Below are 4,134 nucleotides of genomic sequence, written 5' to 3'. Positions count from 1 at the left end.
GCCGGGGTCAGGGCGGCGTGGCCGCGGCCTGGGTCCTGCTGCCCAGCGTCTCCGGCGACCCGACCACCGCCGCCCTGACCCCGGCCACGCCCGCCGCCTCCACCGCCACGGCCGCGCCCCGCCCGAGCGACGAGAAGAAGAAGACGGCCAAGCCCCTCCGTCCCAGCAGAACCGCGACGAGCCCCGCCCCCACGACCTCCCCGCGCACCAGGAAACCCACCACGACACCCACGACCGCACCCGCCGAACCCCCGAAGACCACCAAGACGACCGCCAGGACGACCGCCCCCGCGACCGGTTCGGGCGGCGTGACGTCGGTGGCGTTCACCTACGAGGGCATCAGGCTGGGCGACTGCTGGCGCTACGACATGAACATCTGGGCCAAGGTCACCGCCTCCGGCACCTACAGCTACCGCTGGCTGGTCAACGGCCAGAACCAGGGCAGGCAGCAGGGCACCGCCTCCTCCAAGCCCCTGCTCCCCTCGATCACGTGGACGCGGGCCGGCACCTACCAGGTGGTCTTCGAGGTCATCACGCCCCGGCCGAGCCGCAAGAGCTTCACGGTGCAGATCTGTGACTTCGACAAAGGCTGGTGATCAATCACCCGCTTCCGGGTACGACGGGCTCAGCACGTACGTACCGGAAGGATCGCCATGCCGCTCCCCCGTTTCCACCTCGCCGTCCCCGTTGACGACCTCGACGCCGCCCGCCACTTCTACGGCGAGCTGATCGGCTGCGCCCAAGGCCGCAGCTCCGACACCTGGATCGACTGGAACCTGCGCGGCCACCAGTTCGTCACCCACCTGGCCCCGTCGCGCGCCGAGCGGGTGCACAACCCGGTGGACGGCCACGACGTGCCGGTCCCGCACTTCGGGCTGATCCTCACGATTCCGGAGTTCCACCAGCTCGCGGACCGGCTCCGGGAGGCGGGCACCGCGTTCGTCATCGAGCCGTACCTGAGGTTCGAGGGCCTGCCCGGCGAGCAGTGGACGATGTTCCTGCTGGACCCGGCGGGCAACGCCCTGGAGTTCAAGGCGTTCGCGGACGACTCGCAGGTGTTCGCCGTCTGACCGCTCCCGCGACGGCCCGGCCACCGGAGCCGGATGAAACGAACCGATAAGAGATCGAAAGCCCGCCCTTCTAGTCTCCGGCATCGACGAGATCCACCGCATGGCGCGCAGTGACCTGTGCGCGGATGCGGTTCGCACGTGTGGTGAAGGAGATGCGATGGGACACGGCAAGTGGCTGTCCGCGACGATGGGCGCGGTCCTGGTCACCGCCCTCGGCACGACGGCCCCGGCCCAGGCCGTGAGCGGCGGGGACGCCTACGGCTGGGTCGTCCTGGGCGACGGCAAGGCCCGCCAGGTCATGGTGCTGGACTCGCGGAACGCGTCGTGGAACCTCGCCAAGGATCCGGGGGCGCTGAAGTGGAAGTGGAAGCCGTCCGCCAAGAACGGTTTCCCCGAGGCCGAACTCGACGACTGCACGGCCTGCTCCGGGGCGATCGCGGACGCCCGGCTGCGCTACGGCGGGCCCCGCCAGACGGGCGGCAAGTCGGTCCTCGCGGTGAACGACGGCGGGTTCATCGGCGTGGCGTCCTACCCGTCGGGCAAGCGCCTGTGGGCCGTGGACACCGGCGGCGACGGGATCCTGCCGCACGCCGTCGAACTGCTCCCCGACGGCAACGTCGCGGCGGCGGCCACCAAGGGAAGCTGGGTGCGGGTCTACACGGCCTCCCAGAGCTCGACCTCGAAGAAGTACGCGGAGTTCAAGCTGCCCGGCGGCCACGGCGTGCTCTGGGACCCGGCCAACGAACTCCTGTGGGCGCTCGGCGACAAGGACCTGGTGGCGCTCAAGGTGAGCGGCACGCCCGCGCAGCCGGTGCTGACCGAGACGCAGCGGGTCCCGCTGCCGGGCAAGAAGGGCGGCCACGACATGGCCCCGGTCTTCGGCGACAAGGGCCGGCTGTGGGTCACCACGAACGACGCCGTCTACCAGTACGTGAAGTCCACGGGCACCTTCACCACCGAGTACGCGAACGCGGCCAAGGTTAACGTGCGGCTGGTCAAGTCGGTCGGCGACCAGCAGGGCACCGGGCAGGTGCTCAGGACCCGGCCGAAGAGCGGCTGCGGGGCGTCCTGGTGCACCGACACGGTGGAGTTCTTCGGCGGCACCGCGTCGCGCACCCTGCCCGGCACCAAGATCTACAAGGCTCGCTGGTTCCGGCCGGACTACCAGTGACCGGCGGAGCGGGGCGGGTCCGCGCGCAGCGACCCGCCCGCGCCCCGGACGCTCAGAGCCCGAACGCCGCCCGGGTCCACCGGTACTGCGCGTCGAGCACCTCGCCCAGCAGGTCGCACAGGACGCCCGCGGGGTCCTGCCCCACCCGCTCCGGCGCGGCGTGCTCGCCGGTCGGGCTCCGCTCGGCCAGCAGGATCACCCGCCCGTCGGAGCGGTCCATGCCGAGCCCCACCAGCGCCTCCCGCGCGCCCGTGCACGCCGCCGCGTCGCCCTCGCGGTAGTAGCCCTCGACCATGTTCTCCCACAGGGCGCGGGCGGGCGGGCTCCGGTCGGGGCTGAACGCCCGCCCGGAGAAGACCACCACCATCGCGTCCACCCGCATCACGGCCGCGTTGCGCCGGTGCCCGTCGTCGTACGTCCCCTCCGGGGGCACCGGTTGTGCCCGCAGTGACTCGGCGAGCAGCCGGAGCACGGCGCTGAGGTCGTGCTCGGCGGCACGCGAGTCGAGGTCGTACTCGATGAACCCGGCCAGGGGGAACGGCGGTTCTGGCAACGTGTTGTAGCCGAGGAAGAGTCTGGGCCCACTGGGCGCGTCCTGGGAGTCGCGTGGAGCGGTCAACGCCCCGTGAGCCACCCGTCCCAGCGCCCCGCACCCGTGATCGGGCATGCCTTCAGCCGACCGGAACATTCTCATGAGCGAATTGTGTCAGTCCCATTACGCTTCGTGAAGCGTGCGGTGAGACTTTGCCGGGCAGGTAACCTCACCCTCTCCCCTGGCCCGTCCTCTCGGCTACCCCCGGCCGGCGATCACCGCCACCGCCTCGACCTCGACGAGCTGGTCGGCATAGCCGAGCACGGTCACGCCGAGCAGCGTGCTCGGGACGTCGTGCTCCCCCATCCGCTCCCGGTACACCTGCCACGCCGTCACCAGGTCGGCCTGCCGGGTGGAGGCCACGTAGACGGTGGTCTTGACGACGTCGGTCAGCGACGCCCCCGCGCCTTCGAGCGCCGTGACGAGGTTGCTCATCACCTGCCGGGCCTGCCCGGCGTAGTCGCCGACGGCCACCGTCTTGCCGTCGAGGTCGAGGGGGCAGGCGCCCGCCACCCAGATGGAGCGGACGGGGGCGTCCACGCTCGCGGCGTATGCGTACTCGACCTGGTCGGTGAGCCGGTCGTTGCGGATGAGTCGAACACCTGTGGCCATGACTGATTTCCTACCATCCGCCGCATCTCCCGCGCTTCCGAATTTGTCGCGGCTTCGGGCGACCCCGCTACCATCCTCTGGAGCGTTGTGCACCATCAGGCCGAGGAGAGCCGCCATGCGTGTCCATCTGGCCGTCTTAGCCGCCGCCGTGGCCCTCCCCTGCGCCGCCGCCCCCGCCGTGGCGGGCACCGCCGCCACCGCGTCCGTCGTCGGGTACGCGTGCAAGGTCGCCGCCACGGGCCAGCAGCAGGACGTGGAGATCGACGTCGAGCTGACCGTGCCCCCGCAGGCCACCGCCGGCGAGGCGATGTCGATCGGCTGGCGCGGCACGATCGTCTCGGGCAAGGAGCTGGTCGCCCCCGCCACGGGCATGGAGGGGGAGCTCAACATGTACGTGTACGCGGGCATCAGCGGCATCGACGGCCTGACCTCCGCCACCGGCGTCGCCGAGGTCGGCACCGTGATCCCCGGGGAGCCCGTCCCGCTCCCGCAGACGGCCACGATGACGACGACCCCGCGCGGGAGCGGCGGCGGCACCGTGCACGCGGCCTCCGTCAACTTCGGCCTGACCCCTCAGGACCGCCTCGTCGAGTGCGAGGTCAAGAACACCGCGGCCCGGACCGAGTACCCGCTCACCGTGCTCGCCGCCGCTCCCGCGCGGGGTCGTCGTCATCGTGGCCGTCTGCGGG

General features: G+C 71.5%; 5 protein-coding genes and 1 pseudogene. 4 read left to right on the top strand and 2 right to left on the bottom strand.

Features of this window, described 5'->3' with window-relative positions; all coding sequences use genetic code 11:
* The 3 genes and pseudogenes from FAF44_RS52280 to FAF44_RS52270 form a co-directional block, all read left to right on the top strand.
* A pseudogene (locus tag FAF44_RS52280) lies at window positions 1-596 on the top strand (hypothetical protein); the annotation flags it as partial.
* 57 nt (window positions 597-653) lie between these two features.
* Window positions 654-1,070, top strand: a complete 417-nt coding sequence (locus tag FAF44_RS52275; RefSeq protein ID WP_237110963.1) for a VOC family protein — start codon at window positions 654-656, stop codon at window positions 1,068-1,070.
* 157 nt (window positions 1,071-1,227) lie between these two features.
* Window positions 1,228-2,241 carry a DUF6528 family protein gene (locus FAF44_RS52270; RefSeq protein WP_237110962.1) on the top strand — a complete coding sequence of 338 codons (1,014 nt, stop codon included), beginning with the start codon at window positions 1,228-1,230 and terminating at the stop codon, window positions 2,239-2,241.
* A gap of 52 nt (window positions 2,242-2,293) precedes the next feature.
* Here FAF44_RS52270 and FAF44_RS52265 read toward each other — a convergent pair whose 3' ends face one another.
* Both FAF44_RS52265 and FAF44_RS52260 read right to left on the bottom strand, forming a co-directional pair.
* Window positions 2,294-2,935, bottom strand: a complete 642-nt coding sequence (locus tag FAF44_RS52265; RefSeq protein ID WP_237110961.1) for a hypothetical protein — start codon at window positions 2,933-2,935, stop codon at window positions 2,294-2,296.
* Window positions 2,936-3,031: 96 nt separating this feature from the next.
* The gene (locus FAF44_RS52260; RefSeq protein ID WP_237110960.1) at window positions 3,032-3,445 is read right to left on the bottom strand and encodes a RidA family protein; all 414 of its coding nucleotides are present in this window, start codon (window positions 3,443-3,445) and stop codon (window positions 3,032-3,034) included.
* 115 nt (window positions 3,446-3,560) lie between these two features.
* Between FAF44_RS52260 and FAF44_RS52255 the strand changes: the two genes are divergently transcribed.
* Window positions 3,561-4,134, top strand: a 574-nt coding sequence (locus tag FAF44_RS52255) for a hypothetical protein (protein ID WP_237110959.1), incomplete at its 3' end; no start/stop codon positions are given.

The sequence above is a fragment of the Nonomuraea sp. MG754425 genome (genome assembly GCF_021699195.1).
Taxonomy (GTDB): domain Bacteria; phylum Actinomycetota; class Actinomycetes; order Streptosporangiales; family Streptosporangiaceae; genus Nonomuraea.
The sequence above is the reverse complement of the archived record's forward strand: the minus strand, read 5'-3'. Positions and strand labels throughout refer to the sequence as shown.

Excerpts from the sequence above, each read along its gene's own strand:
- FAF44_RS52270 (WP_237110962.1), top strand. The coding sequence starts at position 1,228 with ATGGGACACGGCAAGTGGCTGTCCGCGACGATGGGCGCGGTCCTGGTC.
- FAF44_RS52260 (WP_237110960.1), bottom strand. The coding sequence starts at position 3,445 with ATGGCCACAGGTGTTCGACTCATCCGCAACGACCGGCTCACCGACCAG.
- FAF44_RS52265 (WP_237110961.1), bottom strand. The coding sequence starts at position 2,935 with ATGAGAATGTTCCGGTCGGCTGAAGGCATGCCCGATCACGGGTGCGGG.
- FAF44_RS52275 (WP_237110963.1), top strand. The coding sequence starts at position 654 with ATGCCGCTCCCCCGTTTCCACCTCGCCGTCCCCGTTGACGACCTCGAC.